Source organism: Streptomyces millisiae, assembly GCF_031845425.1.
GTDB classification, from domain to species: domain Bacteria; phylum Actinomycetota; class Actinomycetes; order Streptomycetales; family Streptomycetaceae; genus Streptomyces; species Streptomyces millisiae.
On the sequence record NZ_JAVREM010000005.1, the window covers coordinates 104,371 to 123,885 of the forward strand.

Sequence of the window (19,515 nt, forward strand, 5' to 3'; positions counted from 1 at the left end):
ACACATCCCGTCTTTCTGTCAGGTGCCTGACGTTTTCCGGCGTCTGTCCCTGGGGTGGCCGCGCAGAACGTCTTGAGGTGGGCGATGGACATCAGGGACATCGAGATCAACGGCGACGAACCACGCACGATCCAGGCGGAGACGACCCTCTCGCTCGACGACCCGCGCGCCTGCCGGGTGGCCCTCACCGGCGGCAAGGCGGCGGCCCTGGCCCGCGCCACCCGGGCGCGGCTGCCGGTGCTGCCGGGCTTCGTGGTGCTGCCGCCGGGCGCCGGCGGCGACCACGAGGGCCACGACCTGTGGCCGGCGTGGCGGGAGTTGAGCGGCGACGGCAGCCGGCCGCTGGTGGTCCGCTCGTCCTCGGCCGCCGAGGACACCGAACAGTCGTCGATGGCCGGCCGGTTCACCTCGGTGCTCGACGTGCGCGGCTGGGCGGCCTTCCGCGACGCGCTGCGCGTCGTGCGGGAGTCGTCGGCCGAGTCGCCGGGACACGCGATGGCGGTGCTGGTGCAGCCGATGGTGCGCTCCCGGATCGGCGGGGTGCTGTTCGGCGTCGATCCGGTGGCGGGACGCACCGACCGGATGCTGCTGAGCGCCGTGCGCGGCGGCCCCGACCGGCTCGTCAGCGGCGAACTGTCCGGCACCGACCTGCGGTTGACGCGGCGCGGCCGGCCGGTGCGGGACGACCGCGCGGCGGCCGGCCCGACCCTGCTGACGGGCGGCGAGCTGCGCCGCCTCACGGCGCTGGCCGCTCGCGCCAGGTCGGTCCTCGGCGGCGCGCAGGACATCGAGTTCGGCTTCGACGAACTCACCGGCCGGCTCTGGCTCTTCCAGTCCCGGCCCGTCACGGCGCTCGCCTCGCGGCCACGGCCGCCGCGCCGCGCCCGGCTGCTGGGCCCTGGCCCGGTCGCGGAGACCCTGCCGGGGCCGCTGCTGCCGCTGGAGGAGGACCTGTGGGTGACGCCGATGGCACACGGCCTGGCCACCGCGCTCCACCTGGCCGGCGCGGCGGGCCGGCGCCGGCTGCGGACGACGCCGGCCGTGACGACGGTCGGCGGACAGGCGGTGGCCGACCTGCGGCTGCTCGGCGTCGAACCGCCACGGCACCGGCTGCTCGCCCTGCTCGACCCGCTGCCCGGCGCCCGCCGGCTGGCCGCCGCCTGGCGGGTGGGCCGGCTGCGATCCACCCTGCCCCGGCTCGCGACGGCGCTCTGCGCCGAGGTGGACCGCGCCCTGTCCGAGGTGCCGCCGCCGGCCCGGCTCTCGACGGCCGAACTGCTGGCCGCGCTGCGGTGGAGCAGGTCGTCGCTGGTCGCCCTGCACGCCCAGGAGTCGCTGGCCGGCGCCCTGCTGCCACCTGGCGCGGGTACCGCGACCGCCGCCGGCCTCGCGGCCCTGCGGGCCGGCCGCGCGGCCGGCCTCCCCGACGACGAACTGGCCGCCACCCACCCCGAGGCCCTGGCCCTCACCACCCCGAGCCTGACCCGCCCCCTGCGCCTCCCCCCACACCCGCCGACCGGCCGCGCCGACCCGCCACCCGCCGACCGCGCCGCGCTGCCCGCCCGCGAGTCCCTCAGGCTGCGGATCCGCTGGGTGCACGAGTTCCAGGTCCGTCTGGTCCACGAGGCCGCCGCCAGGACCCGACCGCCTGCCGCGCTCGGTCTCCTGCGGTGGGCGGAGCTGGTGCGGCTGCTCCGGGACGGGGCCGGCCCCGCCGACTGGGGTGAGCGGTCCGTGTCGGTCGGGGTGCCGGTGCCGGACCGGTTTCGGGTGGCGGACGGCGGCGTCGTGGTCGCCGAGGGCGACCGACGAACCGGCCGCGGGGTGTCCGGCGGGCGGGTCGCCGGCGTGGCCTGGGACGGTGCGCCGGGTTCCCGCCCGGCGGAGGCCGTGCTGGTGGTCAGGCACCTCGACCCGTCGTTGGCGCCGCTGCTGCCCTCCCTCACCGGGCTGGTCGCCCAGACCGGCAGCCCGCTCTCCCATCTGGCGGTGCTCGCACGGGAGTTGGGCCTGGCCACGGTCACCGGCGAGGCCGACGCCGTGCGCCGGTTCCCGCCCGGCACGCCGCTGCTCGTCGACGGCTCCACCGGCGAGGTGGCCGAGCTCGGCGGGCGGCCGTGAGGGGCGCGCGGCTCGCCGCCTACCTGTTCGGCGGCGCCGCCGCGTTGGGTGCCGCCGCCTACCTGGTGATCTACCTCTACCGCTGGCAGTGGCAGCGCACGATCCTCTGCGGCGTGCTGCTGCTGGTCGTGGAGGTGCTGCTGCTCGGCCTGGCTCTGCTGGACCGCGTCGGCCGCCTCGAACAGCGGTTGCGCGACGGCGACCGGCGGCAGGAGGAGGCGCGGGAGCGGCTGCGCGCCGAGCTCCTCGGTGAGTTGCGCGGCGCCGCCGCCGAGGCCGGGGCGCGGCCGCCGGGGCCCCGCTTCGGCTGGCTGCTCGACGACCGCCGGGACGCCGGCCGGACCTTCGTCTTCGTGCCGGTACTGATGGCCACCGGGGTGGCCCTGTCCGGCCTCGCGTGGCTGGTGGAGCGGGTCGCCGGGGCGACCGTGCGGCCGGCCGCCGAGCGCCGCCTGGCCGGCCGGCTCGCGCCGCTGGCGGCGCCGCCCGGCGGCCCGACCGCCGGCGCCCCCGAGCTGCCGCCAGAGCCGCTGGACGCGCCCCGCCGTTGGCCGCGCGCCGCCGGCCTGCTGCTCGTCGCGCTGGCCGGTCTCGGACTCTTCGAGGCGCTGGCCGAGTTGACCGAAACCCGCCCCCCGGAACGCGGCGCCGAGACCGCCACCTCGGTACTGTTCCGCGTCGAGGGCAACGGCGTCGACGGCGATCGCGTCGCCCTGGCCGCGCGCCAACTCTGGGAGCGCTGCCGGGACTCCACCGCCGTCCCGCTCGAACGGGCGGGTCTTGCCGCCCTCGGTGACGACGGCCTGTTCGCGGCGACCACGTACCCGTCGCTCAGCGACCACGACACGCACCGGCTGCTCGGCTGTCTCGAGGACGCGAGCGTCGACCGGGTACGCCTGCGGATCGTCGGCGACGGATCCATCGGAGCCAGCGGATAGTAGCAGCAACTCCCAAGGCCGAGTTGGACTTTGTCGGTTGGTGATGATTCCGGTAGCGCGCCGCGCCACCGCCACTAGCGTCCACCGCACTCCCCCGTAACCGGCCTGGAGGGCGCAGTTCGCATGGCTAAGAGACGATCCGGCATCGCTGGCGCGTTCACGTCCGCTCACACCCTGGGCACCGCGCTCGTGATCGGCGCGCTGGCGCTGACGTTGGCCGCCCTGCTCATCCCCGTCAGCCTGTTCGAGCGCGTGGCCAACGCGGGCCCGTCCATCGAGGTCGGCCCGCCGGCCACCTTCACGGACGACGGCCGCGGCACCCTCGACACCCAGTACGGGCCGCTGACCGCGCTGGACCGCGACTTCGTGCGCCGGGTGCGGCTGGCCGGGCTCTGGGAGGGGCCCGCCGGCCGCCAGGCGATCGAGCGTGGGAGCAGCGAGGAGATGCGGACCGCCGGGGAGCACCTGGTGGACGGGCACGCGCTCCTCGACGAGATGTCGGTGAACGCGGGCCGGGAGCTCGGCATCGACATGCCCACCCAGCCGAACGAGCAGCAACAGGGATTCCTCAACCAGTTCTCGGCCGCCAGCGGCGCCGAGTACGAATACCTGTTCGCCAACATCCTGCGTCGGGCCCATGGCCAGGTGTTCGGGCTCGTGGCCGCTGTGCGGCATTCCACCGAGAATTCCATGGTTCGGGAGCTGGCGGACCAGGCCAACGAGACGGTGCTCGACCACATCACACACCTGGAGTTGACGGGACTGGTCGACTACGCGCTGCTGACCGATTAGCCCCGATTGCCTTGAGGGCTGTCATTCCGGATCCCAAATCGCTGGATCCCTGTACGAGACGGAGTAATTCATGAGTCGTCAGACACACAAACGCTCACGAGGCAGAACAAAAGTCGTGGCGTTGGTGACCGCGCTGGTGGTCGGGGGCGGTGGAGCGGTGGTCATCGCGCAGCAGGCGTCGGCCGGTTGGGGTCGGGGCGGCGACGGCCAGAGCCAGGGTTGGTCGCGCGGCCACCAGGCGGCGTGGCGACCCGGCGGCACGATCCAGTGCCCGGACGTCGGACAGAACATGGAGGAACTGCCCGACGACGCCAGGACGGACGTCGGCCAGCTGCTCGCCGACCTCGACCAGCAGGTCGCCGACGCCTACGGGCAGATACCGACCAACGAGGCCGAGGTCGCCGAGGCCGAGCCGGCCGACTCCCGGCAGGTGCTCGACGAGTTGGAGAGCCAGCGCGAGGAGACCATCGAGGGCATCGTCCAGGCCACCGGGGTCGACGGCGGGCAGGCCGAACGGCTGCGCCGGATGAGCCCCTGCCAGGTGATGCCGCCGGCCAACCCGGTGGACACGGCGCCGCCCCCGGCGGACGGCGGCTCGGGCGGTGGCGGCGGTTCCGTCGAGTGCCCCGAGGTCCAGGTCTCGGACGTGCCGGCGGCCGCCCAGGCGGAGGTGGACCGGGAGCTGGCCAACCTCCAGCGGCAGATCGAGGAGGCCAACGCACGGCTGGTGAGCTCGGCCGGTGAGGGCGGCCCGAACTTCGTGGACAACGCGATCCTCGGCCCGCTGCAGGGCAAGCGGACCGCGGCGCTCGACCGGATCAGGATCGCGATCGAGCGGCAGGGCGGCACGGCCCCGGCCGGGCTCCAGGACCTCGCGGCCTGTGAGGTCGGCGAGGGCGGGAACGAGCCCGTCGACACGCCCCCCGACGAGGGCGAGGCGCCCGGGGACGGCGGCGGCGAGGAGCAGGCTCCCCCGCCGGTGTCCGGCGGCCCCTTCCCCGAGGACTTCGTGGACATCACCACGGTGACGCCCAACGTGACCCCGCCGCCCGCGAACAACGGGGCGGGCTCGACCGGCACGTTCTCGGTGGACTGCGGTACCAACGAGGAGGGCCAGTTCAACTCCGACAACGTGATCGTGGCCCCCGGCGTCTCCAACGGCGCCCACCACCTGCACGACTACATCGGCAACATCGGCGTCGACGCCTTCTCGACGGACGAGAGCATGGCGGCGGCCGACACCACCTGCACCAACGGTGACCAGTCGACCTACTACTGGCCGGTGCTGCGCGTCCTCGACGAGGACGGCGACGGCACCATCGACGCGGCCGGCGGCCACAACGGCGACCACAACGGCGGCGGCGCCGGCGAGGACGCCGGCCAGATCGGCCGGGACGACGTGCCGCCCATCGACGACGAGCTGGACAACGCCCACAACAGCGGTCGCGTCCTGGAGCCGGTCGAGGTCAGCCTCACCTTCCAGGGCAACCCGACCAGCCCGGTGGTCGACATGCCGCGCTTCCTGCGGATCATCACCGGTGACGCCAAGACGCTGACCAACGGCACGGCCAACGCCAACGCCTCCTGGAGCTGCACCGGCTTCGAGGACTCGGTCCAGCTGACCGACAAGTACCCGCTCTGCCCCGAGGGCAGCGACCTGGTCCGCACCTTCGACTTCCAGAGCTGCTGGGACGGGGTGAACGCGGACAGCGCCAACCACCGCACGCACGTGGCGTTCGCGCAGGCGGACGGCTCCTGCCAGGAGGGCTTCCAGGCCATCCCGCAGCTGGTGCAGCGGATCGTCTACGACGTCCCGCAGGGCCCGGTGTTCGCGGTGGACAGCTTCCCCGAGCAGTTGCACAACCCCTCGACGGACCACGGTGACTTCATCAACGTGATGAACGAGCAGCTCATGGCCGAGGCCGTGGCCTGCATCAACGAGGGCCGGGAGTGCGGCCCCTGACCGGGCGGCGCTAGCCGCGCCGCCCACCGACTGACGGGCACCTCCGGGGCGCCAAGCGCCCGCCCCGGACGGTGCCCGTCCTGTTGTCCGCGCCGCACGCCGAACGTCGGCGCGGGCGCGAACGAGGAGGGCCTGCCGGGCGATTCGCCCGGCAGGCCCTCCTCGTTCGCGCCTGCGCGCTGCCCCGTTCTGTCGGTCGGTGCGAGCTCTGGCTCCCCCTCGGCTAGCGGCCGTTGACGCGCGCCTCGCGGGCCACGTCCATCGGCTTCAGCGACATCGCCGCGGTCCTGGCGCGCCGGCTGATCCTGGCCTGCACGTCCCGCACCTGGGCCAGCAGCCGGCGGCTGTGCAGCGTCATCTCCAGCTCGAACCGGCTGCGCGGGTCCCGCAGCACCGGGCCGAACAGCTTCTCCAGCTGCCGCAGCCGGTAGTGCACGGTCTGCGGGTGCACCTTGAGGGTCTTGGCCGCCTCCGGCGCGCCGCCGCCCTCGAGCCAGGCCAGCAGCGTCGTCTCGAGGCGCGCGCTCTGCGCCGGCTTCAGCGCGTCGAGCGGCCGCAGCCAGCGGGCCGAGAGCGCGCGCACCAGGGACTCGTCCTGGAGCAGCAGCAGCGCGGGCAGGTGGTCCTCGACGAACAGCAGTTGGGCCTCGGGCGCCAGGTCCACGAGCCGCCGCGCCCAGCGCAGCGAGGAGCGGGCCTCGCCCAGCGGCACCACGTGGCCCACGGCGGCCGCCCGACCGCGCGGCAGGGCGCGGCGCAGCAGCGAGCGGGCCTCGGGGTCCGGGTCGGGGAGCAGGGCGCAGGGCCTGCCGTCGGTGATGCCGATCAGCGGGTCGCCCAACGCGTCGGTGGCCAGCTGGAGTTCGCCGGGCGAGCCGAGCACCACGGCCCGCACCGCGGCGGGCAGCTGCCAGGCGGCGCGCCGGGCGAGCGGGGCGAGCGAGGCCAGGGCCTCGGCGGAGAGCGGCGAGCCGGCGGTGAGCGCGGCGAACAGCTCCTGGCGGGCCCGCTCGCGGGTCAGCGAGCCGTACTCGCCGTCCGCCTCGTCGAGGTTCTCGGGCTCCGGCCGGCTGAGCGCCCCGCGCAGGGCCGTCTCGACCTCGGACCGCAGCTCCGCGCGGCGGCGCCGCTCGGGCAGCGCCGACATGGCGGACACGCGGTCGACCAGCGCCTCGACCACCTCGTCGGCCAGGGCGGGGAGTTCCCTGGGGCTTAACCAGACGTGGTCCAGAAGGGCACGCATCTCGCATCTCCTTCGCGTCGGGTGTGGACCCGACAGATCGCGGGCATTGCGTCAGTAGAACGCCGGAAGAACACCGCACAAGGTACTTTCAAAAAACCTGCCATCGCGTTTTCCGGGGCGTCTTCGCAATTTCTTAAGTCGCCTTTAAGGGCTCTTTCAGGTTCCCTTGAATTACCGGATCGACGACAGCAGGACGGGCATTTTCATTGCCCTTGCCGCAGGTGGCGGCCGGACGCTCGGAAATTTATCACGACCGGATAAGCGCGCAATCCTGCGCGCTGGAATTCGACATGCTGCGGTCACGGCGCTTGTCCCGGAGGTTTGCTTCGATGACCACCTACCCACCCCCAGAGATCAGGACGGCATCCCGTCGTCAGGGGTCTCACCGTGCCGCGGCGAAATCGCCGCAGCGTGCGCTCCGCGGCCAGGTCCGCGGCCCGGTCCAGGCCCCGGGCCGCGGACCCGTCGGCGGAGCGCGCCGGGTCCGGAGCGAGGACCGGGGGCCACGGCTGATCGCGGCCTATGTGGCCGGCGCCCTCATGGTGGTGCTGCTCGCGGCCGCCAACGCCGGGGTCTTCGGTCACCTCTGGTACTTCCTCGACTGGGGAGCCGGGGTGGCGGCCCTGGTGTCGCTGAGCGGCACCGTCCTGTGGGGCGTGGCGGCCACCGACCGGATCGTGCTGGCGCCGGGCCACCGGCTGCTGGCCCAGGGCGTGCACCGCGGCTTAGCCGTCGCGGGGCTCACCTTCCTGGTCCTGCACGTCTGGGTGAAGATCGCCAACGAACGGGTCACGTCCTCCATGGCCTTCGTCCCGTTCACCGACGACCGACGCCCGGTGCTGGTCGGCCTCGGCACCCTGGCCGCCTACCTGTTCCTGGTGACCGCCGTCTCGGGCGCCGTGCGCAGCGCGTTCGCCACGCCGCGCAAGGCCCGCTGGTGGCGCGCCATCCACATGAGCGCCTACCTGGCCTGGGGGGCCTCGATGGTGCACGGCCTCAAGGCGGGCCGGCCCGTGAGCGGTTCCTGGGTCACCATCGCCTACTTCGCCGCCGTCATCGGGGTGGCCGTCGTGCTCGCCCACCGGATCGTCGTCCGCAGGAGGCTCGTCAATGAGCGTTCCTAAGCGTCCCGCGCTCGCCGTCGTCGGCCAACCGCGCCTGCTGGCCGGCCTCGACGTCACCACCCGCCTGGACCGTGTCGCGCACCTCACGGTTCACGGCCCGTTGCCCCGACTGCGCCTGGAGGAGGTGATCGCGCTGGCCGAGAACATCGATCTGCGCGGTCGGGGCGGGGCGGGCTTCCCGTTCGCCAGGAAGCTGAAGGGCGTCGTCGAGGCCGCCGGGCGGCGCGGCATGGCACCCAACGTGGTGATCAACGGCAGCGAGGGCGAACCCAGTTGCCTCAAAGACAAGGAACTGCTGCTGCGCACCCCGCACCTGGTGCTGGAGGGCGCGCTGCTGGCGGCCGAGGCGCTGGGCGCGGACCGGGTCGCCATCGGCGTCACCCGCTCCGACGTGGAGAAGTCGGTGCGGGAGGCGGTGGCCGAGATGCCGCCCGGCACCCGGCCGATCGAGGTGACCTACCTGCCCGAGCGGTTCGTCACCGGCGAGGCGTCCGCGCTGACCCGCGGCATCGAGGGGCTGCAGGCCCTGCCGGCCGGGCGCAAGGTGCGCTCCACGGAGAGCGGCCTGGCCGGGGCCCCGACGCTGTTCTCCAACACCGAGACCTTCACCCAGCTCTCGGTGGCGGCCAGGATCGGCGCCCTCGCCTACCGGGAGACGGGCCTGCCGAACGAGCCGGGCACCGTGCTGCTGAGCGTGGCCGGCAGGTTCGTGGTCGAGGCCCCGGCCGGCACGCCGCTGCGCGACGTGCTGTGGCTGTGCGGCATCACCGACCCGGGGCAGGGCGTGCTGATCGGCGGCTACCACGGCCGCTTCATCGACGCCGACGCGGCCAAGGAGACCACCCTGGACCGCGACGCCCTCAAGCGGTACGACGCGGTGCTGGCCGCCGGCGCGGTGATGCCCGTGCCGCACGAGACGTGCCCGGTGGGCGAGACCGTGAAGGTCGCCCGCTGGATGGCCGACCAGTCGGCCAACCAGTGCGGACCCTGCGCGCTGGGGCTGCCCTCGATCGCCGAGGCGCTGAGCCGGGCCGCCAACGGCGGTGGTCTCAACGCGCTCGACGCGGTGCGCGACCGGGTGCTCGCGGTCCGCAAGCGCGGCGCGTGCAGCCACCCGGACGGCACCGCCAACTTCGTGAACTCCGCGCTGAACTCGTTCCTCACGGAGTTCACCGACCACGCCGTCGGCCGCGGTTGCGGCCGACCCACCATCGGCTCGCTCGCCGTCCCGCCGGAGCCGATCGCGCTGCCGGCGGCCAAGGAGGGCGGCCCCAAGCTGCTCGTCGACTGGACGCTCTGCCGCGGTCACGGGCTCTGCGCCGACGTGGTCCCCGAGGTCGTTCGGCTCGGCCCGGACGGCTACCCCGACAGCGCCACCTACAACCTCCCGGCGGACTCCAGGAACCAGGCCGTACGCGCCATCCGCCGCTGTCCCGAACTGGCCCTACGACTGGCCAACTGACCATCCCCCACCCCGATTTCAAGGAGCGATCATGACAACCCAGCTCACCCGCCAGCGCCTTCCGCACCGCTCCGCGCTGACCGTGGCGGCGGTGGCCAGCCTCTTTCTGACCGTCGCCTGTGCCGGATCCGACGGGGACGGCACCACGACCATCGAGAACGCGGCCAACGACGCCGGAGCGTCCACCGAGAACGGCTACGACTACGGCGACGGCTACGGCAGCGACACCGGCGCGGCGACTCAACTGGGCGAACCCGCAGGCCAGTTGACCCTGGCCGACGACTCGGAGCTGGGGGAGGTGGTGACCGACTCCGAGGGCTTCACGCTCTACCGCTTCGAGAACGACACCGCCGACCCGCCCACCTCCAACTGCGAGGGCGACTGCCTGGTGGCCTGGCCCGCGGTCCCCGCCGAGGACGCCTCGGCGACCTCCGGCATCGACCCCGACCTGCTGGGCGAGGTCGAACGCTCGGACGGCAGCCTGCAGTTGACCCTCAACGGCTGGCCGGTCTACCGCTACGCGGAGGACACCGCGCCGGGCGACATCAACGGCCACGGCGTCGGCGGCGTCTGGAACGCCCTGGCCCCGAGCGGCGCCCCGGCCGGCTCCGACGCCGCCGAGGGCGGTGGCGGCGAGGCCGGCGGCGAGGAGTTCGACGCGCTGAACATCGTGGACGACCCGGAGCTCGGCGAGATCGTCTCCGACTCCGAGGGCCGGACCCTTTACCGCTTCGACAACGACACCGCCTGGCCGATGTCCACCGGGTGCGAGGGCGCCTGCCTCGACACCTGGATCCCGGCCGAGTTCATCGAGCCCGAGGTCGCCGAGGAACTGGGCTTCGACCCCGAGCTGATCATCCCCTTCGAGCGCCCCGACGGCACCATCCAGCTGACCATCGACTGCTGGCCGCTGTACTACTTCACCGGCGACCAGGAGCCGGGCGACACCACGGGCCACGGCGCCCAGGGCCTCTGGTGGGCCGTCACCCCCGAGGGCGGCAAGGCCGCCGCCTGACCACCCCCTGATCCGCCACCCCCCACACCCCCACAACCCCCCACAACCGCAAGCCACTTCCGTCCCCCCACAGGCCGCCCGGGGCACCCTCCCCGCCCCGGGCGGCACCCCCCTGTCAGCCCTTGCCCGGCAGCGGGGTGAGCACCCTGGTGCCCGCGGTCTCCCGGTAGATCATCGAGCTGCGGAAGCCGATCACCTCGCGGCGCGCGCTGAACCGGTCCATCAGGAACGCGTGCAGGTGCTCGATGTCCGGCACCGCCACATGCACCACGAAGTCGTCGTCCCCCGAGACCACGTACACCGAGAGCACCTCGGGCAGCCGGGACAGATAGCTCTCGAAGCCGGTGATCACCTCCCGGCTCAACGGCCGCAGCCGCGCGAACACCAGCGCCTGGAGCGAGCGGCCAAGCGCGCGCGGCTCCACGGCCGCGTGGTAGCCGGTGATCACCCCGCGGGCCCGCAGCGCCCGCACCCGCTCCAGGCAGGTCGAGGGCGCGACGCCCACCAGGCGGGCCAGCTCCCGGTTGGTCAGCCGCGCGTCGCGCTGGAGATGGGTGAGGATCGCCGAATCAATGTCGTCCATGGCCGCCATTCTGCCGCCTGTTCCGAACGTCGTTCGGTCACCGGCCGACGATCCCGTATTCGGGGCTAGATTCGCTCCCGTCCCGCCGGATACCGGAGAGGAACCCCGCCGCCATGACGCTCGCCGTCCCGCCCCCGTCGGCTCCCGCCCACCCGGCCCCGTCGGTTCCCGCCCACCCGCCGGCGATGGACCACTACGACCGGCTGCTCGCCGAGCACTACACGTGGATGCTGGGCGGCGACCTGACCGCGCTGGCCGCCGCCCAGCGGTCGCTCCTCGCCGACCTCGGACTGGCCCCGGGGCCGGCCGGGACCGTCGCCGTCGACCTGGGCTGCGGCCCCGGGCACAGCAGCCTCGCGCTGGCCGGGCTCGGCTACGACCCGGTGTTCGCCGTCGACCTCAGCGCCCCGCTGCTCGCCGAGCTGGCCGAGCACACGGCCGGAACCCCGGAGATCAGGACCGTCAGGTCGGACCTGCGCACCGCGCCACGCGAGCTGGTGCGGCCGGGCTCGGCCGGCGCCGTCCTGTGCCTCGGCGACACCCTGACCCACCTGCCGACCCGGGGCGACGTGGCCGCGCTGCTCGGCGACATCGCCGGCGCCCTGGCCCCCGGCGGCCGCGCCGTCCTCTCCTACCGCGACCTGACCGTGCCGCTCACCGGCACCGACCGCTTCCTGCCGGTCCGCGCCACCGAGGACCGGATCATGACGTGCTTCCTGGAGTACCCGGACGACTTCGACGACTACACGGTCGTCGTGCACGACCTGGTCCACAGCCGCCGTCCAGGACCGGACGGCGAGTGGACGCTGCGCACCGGCAGCTACCGCAAGCTGCGGCTGGCCCACCATTGGGTACTCGACCAGTGCCGCACGGCCGGCCTCCGGGTGGTGCGCGACGAGACGGGCCCCGGCGGGGGCGCGATGCGGACCGTGGTCCTGGAGCGGTGACGCGACCGTTTGGCACCGGTTCGCCCGAAGTGTGAGGCTGGAAGGGCAGGCACATCACAGCACGCCGCGTGACGCGCGGCCAGGGAGGTGGCCTCATGACCGACCGGACAGGCGGGACATACGGGACCGAGACCCGGATCGAGGATCTTGAACAGCGGGTGGAGACCCTGACGGACGCCCTGCGCACGGTGATCGACGGCCTGGCCGACGACCCGCCGCGGGACGTGCGGGACAGCCCGGCCGCCAGGGGAGCCAGGCTCGCCAGGGAGGTGCTGCTCGCCGGTGGCCGCTGAGGCCCGGCTGGCACTGGCCGGGGACACGATGCTGGGCCGTGGCGTGGCCGAGGAGATCGGCCACCACGGCACGGGGACGCTGTTCGCCGACAGGCTGCGGGCCGAGCTGGCCACGGCCGACGCGGTGCTGCTCAACCTGGAGTGCTGCGTGTCGAGCCGGGGCAGCCGGATCCGGATCCCCGGCAAGCCGTTCTTCTTCCGGGCCCCGCCCGAGGCGGCCGAGGCGCTGGCCGGGCTCGGCGTCCGCGCCGTCACCCTGGCCAACAACCACGCGCTCGACTACGGCCCCGAGGCGCTGCTCGACACCCTGGACCACCTGGCCGCGGCCGGGATCCTGACGGTGGGCGCCGGCCCCGACGAGCCGGCGGCGCGGGCGCCGGCCGTGCTGACCGTGGGCGGGCTGCGGATCGGGCTGCTCGGCGTCACCGACCACCCAGCGGAGTACGCGGCCGGACCGGCACGACCGGGCGTCGCCCACGCCGAGCTGCGCGCGGGCGTCCCGCACTGGCTCACCGAGACGATCGGCGCACTGCGCCACCACGTGGACGCGGTGCTTGTCCTCGTCCACTGGGGCCCCAACATGGTGACGGAGCCGGTGCCGCACGTCCGGCGCGCGGCGCCCCGGCTGCTCGCCGCCGGCGCCTCCCTGGTGGTGGGCCACTCGGCCCACGTCTTCCACGGCCTGACCCGCCGCGTCCTGTTCGACCTGGGCGACTTCGTCGACGACTACGCCGTGGACCCGGTGCTCCACAACGACCGGGGCGTCGTCGTCTTCACCACCCTCGGCCCGGAGGGGCCGCTCCGCACCGAGGCCCTGCCCATCGCGCTCGACTACGCCCAGACCCGCCCGGCCGAGCCGGCCGGGCGGGAGTGGGAGTGGGTGGCGCACCGGCTGACGGCGGCCAGCGCCGACCTCGGCACGACCGGCCTGCGGCGGGCCGACGGCCGCCTCGTGCGGGACTGGACGACCGAGGACTGAGCGGCCCCGCGTCGCCGGTCAGGCCACCACCGCCACGGCCTGGATGGCCGGGGTGCGCAGGGCCCGGCGGGCGGTGAGCAGGCTGGTCAGCAGCGTCACCGCGACCGCCACCGCGGCGGTGCCCAGCCAGATCAGGACCGCCTCGCCCGGCATCGTCGCCTCCGCCCGCACCCGGGAGAAGGCGAAGGCGCCCGCGAACCCGGCCACGGTCCCGAAGAACAGCCCGATCAGGGCGAGCAGCGCGCTCTCGGTGGCGACCATCGTCAGCACCTGCCGCGGCGTGGCGCCCGCCAGACGCTGCCGGCCGAACTCCTGGCGGCGGTAGGAGGTCGCCGCGTACAGGCTGTTGACCAGCATGACGCAGCAGAAGGCCGCGATGATGCCGACGACCACCAGGTTCAACGTCTCCAGGTTCCTGTCCTCGGCGGTCCTGGTGATGCCGGCCGCTTCGAGCGCGTCGCTCTCGATCACCTGGATGCACACCGTGGCGATGGTGATGCCGGTGAAGAGGACGAGCGTCATCAGCACCCCGGCGAGGCTCGCGGCCCGCTGCCGGGTGTTGTGCACGGCGAGGTAGCCGCCGGCGCCGGTCAGCGCCGCTATCGGCCGGCCGAACCAGCGCAGCAGCGTCCGCAGCAGCCCGGACGAGAGCGCGGCGAAGCCGACGGACAGCATGATCGCCCCGTAGGCGGGGGCCGCCATCAGCGAGGGCTCCGCCGGGTCCATGGCCCAGGTGGCGGAGACGCCGCCCACGCCGCCGAGCAGCGCCAGCACGCCGCCCACGGTGCGCAGGCCGGCCCGCGGCGCCCGGCCCCCGGCCGCCGCCCTGGCGGCCCGCCGCACCGCGAGGAACGCGGCGCCGACCGAGGCGAGCAGGGTGACGCCGAAGCCCGCGGACAGGGCGATCGGCCCGAAGGCGTACGCCACGCCGGGCGCGACCTGGTCGGTCTCCTGGAACATGTCGAGCAGCAGCCGGCCGCCCAGCATCGCCGGCGCGACGGCCAGCACCGTGCCGAGCAGCGCCACCAGCAGCGCCTCACCCGTGATCATCCGCTTCACCTGCGCCGGGGTGGCGCCGGTCTGCCGCAGCAGGGTGATCTCCGCCTCGCGCTGGCGCACGTTCACCGTCAGCGTGGAGGCGATGGCGAAGAAGACCAGCAGGGTGCCGTAGCCGCCGACCACGGCGCCGCTCAGGCTCAGCGTCTCGGCGCTGGTGTCGTCGATCCCGTCGGCGGCCGCCGTGTCGTGCATCGAGTTGAAGGCCATGCTGATGGCCGCGCCGAGGAACGCGGCGAGCAGGGTACCGAGGAACCGCCCCGGGCGCTGCCGGACGGACCGCGCCGCCAACTGTGTGATCACCATGTCCTTCAGACCCCCGCCGCCACGACGTCGCCCAGGTGCGCGAGGCGCTCCGCCACCGCGTCCGCGGTGGGCGCGGTCATCGAGCCGGCCAGCCGGCCGTCCGCGAGGAACACCACCGAGTCCGCGTAGGAGGCGGCGACCGGGTCGTGCGTCACCATCACGACCGTCCTGCCGTGCGCGACGACCACCTCCCGCAGCAGCTCCAGGACCTCGCGGGCGCTGCGGGTGTCCAGCGCGCCGGTCGGCTCGTCGGCGAAGATCACGCTGGGCTCGGCGACCAGCGCCCGGGCGATGGCCACCCGCTGCCGCTGCCCGCCGGACAGCTGGTCGGGCCGGTGGCCGAGCCGGTCGGCCAGGCCCACCTGCGCCAGGATCCCGCGCGCCCGCTCCCGGTTGACCCGGCGGCCGGCGAGGCGCAGCGGCAGCGTGGTGTTCTGCAGGACGGTGAGGGTGGGCAGCAGGTTGTACTGCTGGAAGACGAAGCCGATCCGGTTCCGCCGGAACTTCGTCAGCTCGGCCTCGCTGCCGCCCGCCAGCTCGGCGCCGTCGACCACCACCAGGCCCCGGTCCGGCCGGTCGAGCCCGGCCGCGCACTGGAGCAGCGTGGACTTCCCGGAGCCCGAGGGCCCCATGACCGCCGTGAAGCTGCCGGTCGGCAGGGACAGCGACACGTCGTCCAGCGCGGTCACGGCGCTCTCCGCGTCCCCGTAGACCTTGGTGACCCCGACCAGCCGCAGCGCCTCCGCGCTCCGCGCGGGCCCCGGCCCGCCACTACGACGAAACATCTCGACTTCCCTTTCCCCGTGAGCCTCGTGGGCCTCTTGAGCCCGTGGGCTCCGTAGGCTCCGCTCCGCGACGCCCGGTGCGCCACACCAACGAACCTACGGACGGCGCGGCGCCACCACATTGGCCTCACGACCCGAACCGGGGGTGGTCCTAGGTACACCTCCCCCCGAGCGCGCGGCCCGCAGCGGGCCGGCCGCCAGGCCGGCCAGGCCCGCGAGGAGCCCGGCCCCGGCGCTGACCCCGGTGGCCGCCGCGGCCCCCACCGCGTCGGCCAGCGCCCCGAGCGCGTTGTGCGCGATCACCAGCGCCAGGCTCTGCACCAGGCCCAACACCGCCTGGATCCGGGACAGATGGGTGTCCGGGGTGGCCCCCATGACCAGCGGCGCTATGTGCGCGGCGAACGCCCCCGCGCCCGCGCCGGCCACCACCCCGCAGGCCACGGCGGCTCCCGCCACCGGCGCCCCGGCCATCCCGGCCGTGCCGGCCGCCGCCACCACGAGCCCGAGCGCCGCCCCCGTGCCGGTGCGCCGCAGCGGCCCCCACCGCGACACGGCCAGCGACACCGCGATCATGCCGAGCGCCTCGGCGCCGGCCACCAGGCCCGCCGCCCCGGCGCCCCAGCCGCGCTCCCGCACCAGCAGCGGCGTCAGCAACGACACCACCGGCAGCAGCACCCCGGCCGCCGCCATGGTCAACAGCAGCGCGGACCGCAACAGTCGGTCCCCCGCCGCGAGCCGCACCCCCTCCACCGCCTCGCCGAGCACCCCGCCCTCCCCCGCCGCCCGCGCCACGTCGAACGCCGGCCGCACGCACAGCAGCACCACGAGCACCAGCGCGAAGCTCGCCGCGTCCGCCAGCGCCACCGCCGTCACCCCGGCCGCCGCCACCAGCACCGCCCCCAACGGCGCCCCGAGGAGCTGCGCGGCCTGGGTGCCCGCCTGGGTCATGGCCAGCGCCCGCGGCAGCTGCTCCCGCCCCACCAACAGCCGCGGCATGGCCCCGGCGGCCGGCAGGTAGAACGCGTCGACCGCCCCGACGACGGCCGCCGCCGCTACCAGCAGCCAGGCCGGCGTCCCCAACCGGTGGCTCGCCACCGCCAGCGCCAGGGTCGCGGCCAGCATCACCGCGTCCCCCACCACCATCACCCGCCGCGGCCCGAGCCGGTCCCCCAACGCCCCGCCCACCAGCAGCAGCACCGTCCGCGGCAGGGTGACCGCCGTCAGCACCAACGCCGCCGTCCGCCCGCCGTGCTCGCTGGCCGCCCACCCCAACCCGAAGAACAACGCCGCACCCCCGAGCAGCGACACCCGCGTCCCCGCCAACCAGACGAGAAACGCCCGCGGCATCGCCCCCTGCTTCCCTGCTCTCTCCATGTGACGCACCGTAACGGCCACCACTGACAATCGCGCCGGTCGCGCATGATGGGCCGCAGGCACAGATGGGGTTACGCGCCTGCCGCCTACCGATGACGGCGAGGCTCATACGGCAGTTGCAACGCGCGATTGCGGAGTACCGAGGAGTGCTTCCGGCCGGGCCCGTTGACCTGGCCGAGTTGGAGTACCACGCGAAGCGCGTGACCATGGTGGACCAACTGCCCGGAGGTGGCGGTCAACGTGCCGGGCGTCGTGGCGTTCCGCGACATGCGCCAACTGGCCGCCAACTACGCGTGTCCGGACCAGGCTTACGTGGAAGGGCTCGCCAGCATGGCCGAGACCCGAGTCGGTCCCGACATCCAGCGGCGACAGCTCGACCGGTTGCTGGAGGAGAGCGAGCACGAGCACATCACCATCCAGGTGATCCCGTTCACCGCCCCCGGATACGCCGGTGCGGGTGGAGCGTTCGCCTACGCGGCCGGTCCCGCGCTTCGGAAGGCATAGCAGCCGTGCCCGTTCTCGAATGGCGCAAGTCCTCGTTCTCCAACGAACAGGACAACTGCGTCGAGTTGGCGGCCAGCGCGCCGGCGCGACTCCTCATACGTGAGAGCGACGCCCCCGACACCGTCCTGACCACCAACCCGGCCCGGCTCAAGGCGTTGCTCCAGCGACTCAAGGCCTGAAGGGCCGGCCTCGCCCTAGACTTGAGTTCCGGCTGGGTGGGTCTCCGGAGCGAGGGCCGATGGATCAGGGGCTGGCTGCCATCATGGGCGCGTCGATGGGCGCGTTCGCCACGGGGATCGGCGCGTACATATCCGGCTTGTACGCCAACAAGATCGAGAAGAAGCGAGCGCGCCGTGAGGTCTACCGGGCCTTTATCGCCGAGCTGATCGCGATCCGCGCGCAGATCACCGCACTGCGTGGCCTCATTTTCACTCCCCTCGACGGCCGAGACGCCGACGCCATCAGGGCCGGCCTGACGGAGCTCGCGCCGGCGCCGTCCCGCCTGCGGCTCCTGGAGCTGGGCGTACGGCTGGAGGGGCCCGACTCCCTCTCCTCTCTCGCGGAAGCGGCGACCGACCGCGTTTCATGGCTCGAAGAGAGACTGAACCTCACCTTCGAGCAGAACGAATTCACAAACATGCGGGAAACGGTCACAAGCGATTGCGACGCACTCGATCGATTGATGAAGGACATCGGGGAAGAGGCCCCGAAGCATCTTTGACCGACCTCCCGCTCCGGCGTGCGGCTGGTCAACGTGTCCGACCGCCGGGTGGCTGGTTGACTGCGGGCCATGGAGACCGTCAAGCCACCCGCACTCGCGCCGGGCGCCCACGTCGGCGTCGTCGCCACCTCCTCGCCGGTATCGCCGGAACAACTGCGCCGCGTCACCGGCCACTTCGAGGCGCGCGGCCACCCCGTCAAGGTCGCCCCTGGCGTGCTCGACCGGCTCGGTTTCCTCGCCGGCACGGCGGAACGCCGGGCGGCGGGCGTCATGGCGATGTTCGCCGATCCCGACGTCGGCCTGGTCGTTCCGGCGAACGGCGGGGCCGGCGCGGAACATCTCGTGGACCGCCTCGACTACCCGACGATCCGGGCCAACCCGAAGCTCTTCACCGGCTTCAGCAACCCCACCAGCCTCAACAACGCGATCTGGTCCGCCGCCCGGGTACCGAGCCTGCACGGCATCAGTGGGTTCCAGTTCTTCCCGTCCACCGCCGAGCCGTGGACGGAGAACGCGTTCTGGGCCATGGCCACCGGTTCCATCACCGGCCACGAGATCCCCGGCCCGCACTGGCGCGTGCACCGCGCCGAGCGCCCGCGCGTCTCGGGGCCCGTCGTGGGCGGCAACCTCACGGCCTTCAGGACCCTCGTGGGCACCAGGTGGATGCCGCCCACCGCCGGGGCGATCCTGCTCATCGAGGCGATGACGGCCACTTTCGAGAGCATCGACACCGCCCTCACCCACCTCAGACTCGCCGGCGTCTTCCGCGATATCGCGGCCCTGGTCATCGGCGCCCCCGCCGACTGGCCCCGCGAGGACGCCCCCGACGCCGACGTCGACGAACTGGTCCTGCGCTGCGTCGGCGACGGCTTCCCGGTCGTCACCAACGTCGAGTACGGGCACCAGCCGAGGAAGATCCAGTTCCCGATCGGCTGCCGCGTCGAGTTCGACCTGCGCGGCCAACCGCCGGTGCTGCGCTACCTCGAAGACCTCGTCCGGGTGTGAGCCGGCACGGAGCCGGGTGGTCACCGCCCGTCCGGCGTCACCGATCAGGACCCACCACGGGCCGCCACTCGCGCACGCCGACCACCCGCACGCCCGGGGTGCGGTAGTACGGGTCGTCCGCCATGATCCGGTCCACCGCCTCCCGGTCTCCCGGGAAGACCAGCAGTGCCCCGGTGTCGTCCGCGAAGGGGCCTGCGGCCAGCAGGCGGCCCTCCGCGTGCAGTCGGGTCAGCAGCGCCCGGTGGGCGGGGCGGGCGGCGAGGCGTTCCGGCTCGGTGCCGAAGGCGAGTTCGACGATCAGCAT

At 73.9% G+C, this 19,515-nt stretch carries 20 protein-coding genes; 14 read left to right on the top strand and 6 right to left on the bottom strand.

Going from position 1 to position 19,515, the window contains the following annotated elements:
* The first annotated feature begins 84 nt into the window (after positions 1-84).
* The 4 genes from RNC47_RS07960 (at position 85) to RNC47_RS07975 (ending at position 5,814) form a co-directional block, all read left to right on the top strand.
* Positions 85-2,121, top strand: a complete 2,037-nt coding sequence (locus RNC47_RS07960) for a PEP/pyruvate-binding domain-containing protein (RefSeq protein WP_311596829.1) — start codon at positions 85-87, stop codon at positions 2,119-2,121.
* Positions 2,118-3,059: a hypothetical protein gene (locus RNC47_RS07965; RefSeq protein ID WP_311596830.1), complete on the top strand. Its 942-nt coding sequence runs from the start codon at positions 2,118-2,120 to the stop codon at positions 3,057-3,059. Before RNC47_RS07960 ends, RNC47_RS07965 begins: the two co-directional genes overlap by 4 nt.
* A gap of 123 nt (positions 3,060-3,182) precedes the next feature.
* On the top strand, positions 3,183-3,851 hold the full coding sequence (locus RNC47_RS07970) for a DUF4142 domain-containing protein (RefSeq protein WP_311596832.1): 669 nt from the start codon (positions 3,183-3,185) through the stop codon (positions 3,849-3,851).
* Positions 3,852-4,377: 526 nt separating this feature from the next.
* Positions 4,378-5,814 (top strand): DUF1996 domain-containing protein, encoded by a 1,437-nt coding sequence (locus RNC47_RS07975; protein ID WP_449657346.1) that lies wholly within the window; start codon positions 4,378-4,380, stop codon positions 5,812-5,814.
* A 223-nt stretch (positions 5,815-6,037) separates the two neighbouring features.
* Here RNC47_RS07975 and RNC47_RS07980 read toward each other — a convergent pair whose 3' ends face one another.
* Complete coding sequence (locus tag RNC47_RS07980; protein WP_311596836.1) at positions 6,038-7,057, bottom strand: PucR family transcriptional regulator; 1,020 nt, start codon at positions 7,055-7,057, stop codon at positions 6,038-6,040.
* Positions 7,058-7,581: 524 nt separating this feature from the next.
* Here RNC47_RS07980 and RNC47_RS07985 point away from each other — a divergent pair.
* The 3 genes from RNC47_RS07985 to RNC47_RS07995 are packed head-to-tail and all read left to right on the top strand — an operon-like array spanning position 7,582 to position 10,658.
* Complete coding sequence (locus RNC47_RS07985; protein ID WP_311596837.1) at positions 7,582-8,181, top strand: hypothetical protein; 600 nt, start codon at positions 7,582-7,584, stop codon at positions 8,179-8,181.
* Positions 8,168-9,643: an NADH-ubiquinone oxidoreductase-F iron-sulfur binding region domain-containing protein gene (locus RNC47_RS07990; RefSeq protein ID WP_311596838.1), complete on the top strand. Its 1,476-nt coding sequence runs from the start codon at positions 8,168-8,170 to the stop codon at positions 9,641-9,643. The genes RNC47_RS07985 and RNC47_RS07990 overlap by 14 nt, the downstream gene beginning before the upstream one ends.
* 31 nt (positions 9,644-9,674) lie before the next feature.
* The gene (locus RNC47_RS07995) at positions 9,675-10,658 is read left to right on the top strand and encodes an SCO0930 family lipoprotein (RefSeq protein ID WP_311596840.1); all 984 of its coding nucleotides are present in this window, start codon (positions 9,675-9,677) and stop codon (positions 10,656-10,658) included.
* 115 nt (positions 10,659-10,773) lie between these two features.
* On the opposite strand, the gene RNC47_RS08000 is transcribed toward RNC47_RS07995, so the two are convergent.
* Entirely contained in the window at positions 10,774-11,241 is a 468-nt protein-coding gene (locus RNC47_RS08000; protein ID WP_311596841.1) for an Lrp/AsnC family transcriptional regulator, read from the bottom strand.
* 113 nt (positions 11,242-11,354) lie between these two features.
* Between RNC47_RS08000 and RNC47_RS08005 the strand changes: the two genes are divergently transcribed.
* From RNC47_RS08005 to RNC47_RS08015, 3 genes are all read left to right on the top strand, one after another.
* Positions 11,355-12,188, top strand: coding sequence for a class I SAM-dependent methyltransferase (locus RNC47_RS08005; RefSeq protein WP_311596843.1), 834 nt, complete (start codon positions 11,355-11,357; stop codon positions 12,186-12,188).
* 95 nt (positions 12,189-12,283) lie between these two features.
* Entirely contained in the window at positions 12,284-12,481 is a 198-nt protein-coding gene (locus RNC47_RS08010) for a hypothetical protein (protein ID WP_311596845.1), read from the top strand.
* Positions 12,471-13,460: a CapA family protein gene (locus tag RNC47_RS08015; protein WP_311596846.1), complete on the top strand. Its 990-nt coding sequence runs from the start codon at positions 12,471-12,473 to the stop codon at positions 13,458-13,460. The genes RNC47_RS08010 and RNC47_RS08015 overlap by 11 nt, the downstream gene beginning before the upstream one ends.
* An 18-nt stretch (positions 13,461-13,478) precedes the next feature.
* Here the strand turns inward: RNC47_RS08015 and RNC47_RS08020 are convergent, their stop codons facing one another.
* The 3 genes from RNC47_RS08020 to RNC47_RS08030 all read right to left on the bottom strand — a co-directional run bounded on the left by RNC47_RS08020 (position 13,479) and on the right by RNC47_RS08030 (position 16,981).
* Positions 13,479-14,816, bottom strand: a complete 1,338-nt coding sequence (locus tag RNC47_RS08020; protein WP_311596977.1) for an ABC transporter permease — start codon at positions 14,814-14,816, stop codon at positions 13,479-13,481.
* Positions 14,817-14,827: 11 nt separating this feature from the next.
* Complete coding sequence (locus tag RNC47_RS08025) at positions 14,828-15,607, bottom strand: ABC transporter ATP-binding protein (protein WP_311596849.1); 780 nt, start codon at positions 15,605-15,607, stop codon at positions 14,828-14,830.
* A gap of 96 nt (positions 15,608-15,703) precedes the next feature.
* Positions 15,704-16,981 (bottom strand): MFS transporter, encoded by a 1,278-nt coding sequence (locus RNC47_RS08030; RefSeq protein ID WP_311596851.1) that lies wholly within the window; start codon positions 16,979-16,981, stop codon positions 15,704-15,706.
* A gap of 240 nt (positions 16,982-17,221) precedes the next feature.
* Here RNC47_RS08030 and RNC47_RS08035 point away from each other — a divergent pair, with 240 nt between their 5' ends.
* The 4 genes from RNC47_RS08035 (at position 17,222) to RNC47_RS08050 (ending at position 19,211) form a co-directional block, all read left to right on the top strand.
* Complete coding sequence (locus RNC47_RS08035) at positions 17,222-17,485, top strand: Scr1 family TA system antitoxin-like transcriptional regulator (RefSeq protein ID WP_311596852.1); 264 nt, start codon at positions 17,222-17,224, stop codon at positions 17,483-17,485.
* 5 nt (positions 17,486-17,490) lie between these two features.
* Positions 17,491-17,664 (top strand): DUF397 domain-containing protein, encoded by a 174-nt coding sequence (locus RNC47_RS08040; protein WP_311596854.1) that lies wholly within the window; start codon positions 17,491-17,493, stop codon positions 17,662-17,664.
* Positions 17,665-17,723: 59 nt separating this feature from the next.
* Positions 17,724-18,206, top strand: a complete 483-nt coding sequence (locus RNC47_RS08045; protein ID WP_311596856.1) for a hypothetical protein — start codon at positions 17,724-17,726, stop codon at positions 18,204-18,206.
* Between the two features lie 69 nt (positions 18,207-18,275).
* Positions 18,276-19,211 (top strand): S66 peptidase family protein, encoded by a 936-nt coding sequence (locus RNC47_RS08050; RefSeq protein ID WP_311596857.1) that lies wholly within the window; start codon positions 18,276-18,278, stop codon positions 19,209-19,211.
* Between the two features lie 37 nt (positions 19,212-19,248).
* On the opposite strand, the gene RNC47_RS08055 is transcribed toward RNC47_RS08050, so the two are convergent.
* Positions 19,249-19,515 carry a YciI family protein gene (locus RNC47_RS08055; protein ID WP_311596858.1) on the bottom strand — a complete coding sequence of 89 codons (267 nt, stop codon included), beginning with the start codon at positions 19,513-19,515 and terminating at the stop codon, positions 19,249-19,251.

Coding starts and splice junctions, on each gene's coding strand:
- RNC47_RS07960 (WP_311596829.1), top strand. CDS start 85: ATGGACATCAGGGACATCGAGATCAACGGCGACGAACCACGCACGATC.
- RNC47_RS07970 (WP_311596832.1), top strand. CDS start 3,183: ATGGCTAAGAGACGATCCGGCATCGCTGGCGCGTTCACGTCCGCTCAC.
- RNC47_RS07975 (WP_449657346.1), top strand. CDS start 4,378: ATGAGCCCCTGCCAGGTGATGCCGCCGGCCAACCCGGTGGACACGGCG.
- RNC47_RS07980 (WP_311596836.1), bottom strand. CDS start 7,057: ATGCGTGCCCTTCTGGACCACGTCTGGTTAAGCCCCAGGGAACTCCCC.
- RNC47_RS07990 (WP_311596838.1), top strand. CDS start 8,168: ATGAGCGTTCCTAAGCGTCCCGCGCTCGCCGTCGTCGGCCAACCGCGC.
- RNC47_RS07995 (WP_311596840.1), top strand. CDS start 9,675: ATGACAACCCAGCTCACCCGCCAGCGCCTTCCGCACCGCTCCGCGCTG.
- RNC47_RS08000 (WP_311596841.1), bottom strand. CDS start 11,241: ATGGACGACATTGATTCGGCGATCCTCACCCATCTCCAGCGCGACGCG.
- RNC47_RS08005 (WP_311596843.1), top strand. CDS start 11,355: ATGACGCTCGCCGTCCCGCCCCCGTCGGCTCCCGCCCACCCGGCCCCG.
- RNC47_RS08010 (WP_311596845.1), top strand. CDS start 12,284: ATGACCGACCGGACAGGCGGGACATACGGGACCGAGACCCGGATCGAG.
- RNC47_RS08025 (WP_311596849.1), bottom strand. CDS start 15,607: ATGTTTCGTCGTAGTGGCGGGCCGGGGCCCGCGCGGAGCGCGGAGGCG.
- RNC47_RS08030 (WP_311596851.1), bottom strand. CDS start 16,981: ATGGAGAGAGCAGGGAAGCAGGGGGCGATGCCGCGGGCGTTTCTCGTC.
- RNC47_RS08045 (WP_311596856.1), top strand. CDS start 17,724: ATGGATCAGGGGCTGGCTGCCATCATGGGCGCGTCGATGGGCGCGTTC.
- RNC47_RS08050 (WP_311596857.1), top strand. CDS start 18,276: ATGGAGACCGTCAAGCCACCCGCACTCGCGCCGGGCGCCCACGTCGGC.
- RNC47_RS08055 (WP_311596858.1), bottom strand. CDS start 19,515: ATGCTGATCGTCGAACTCGCCTTCGGCACCGAGCCGGAACGCCTCGCC.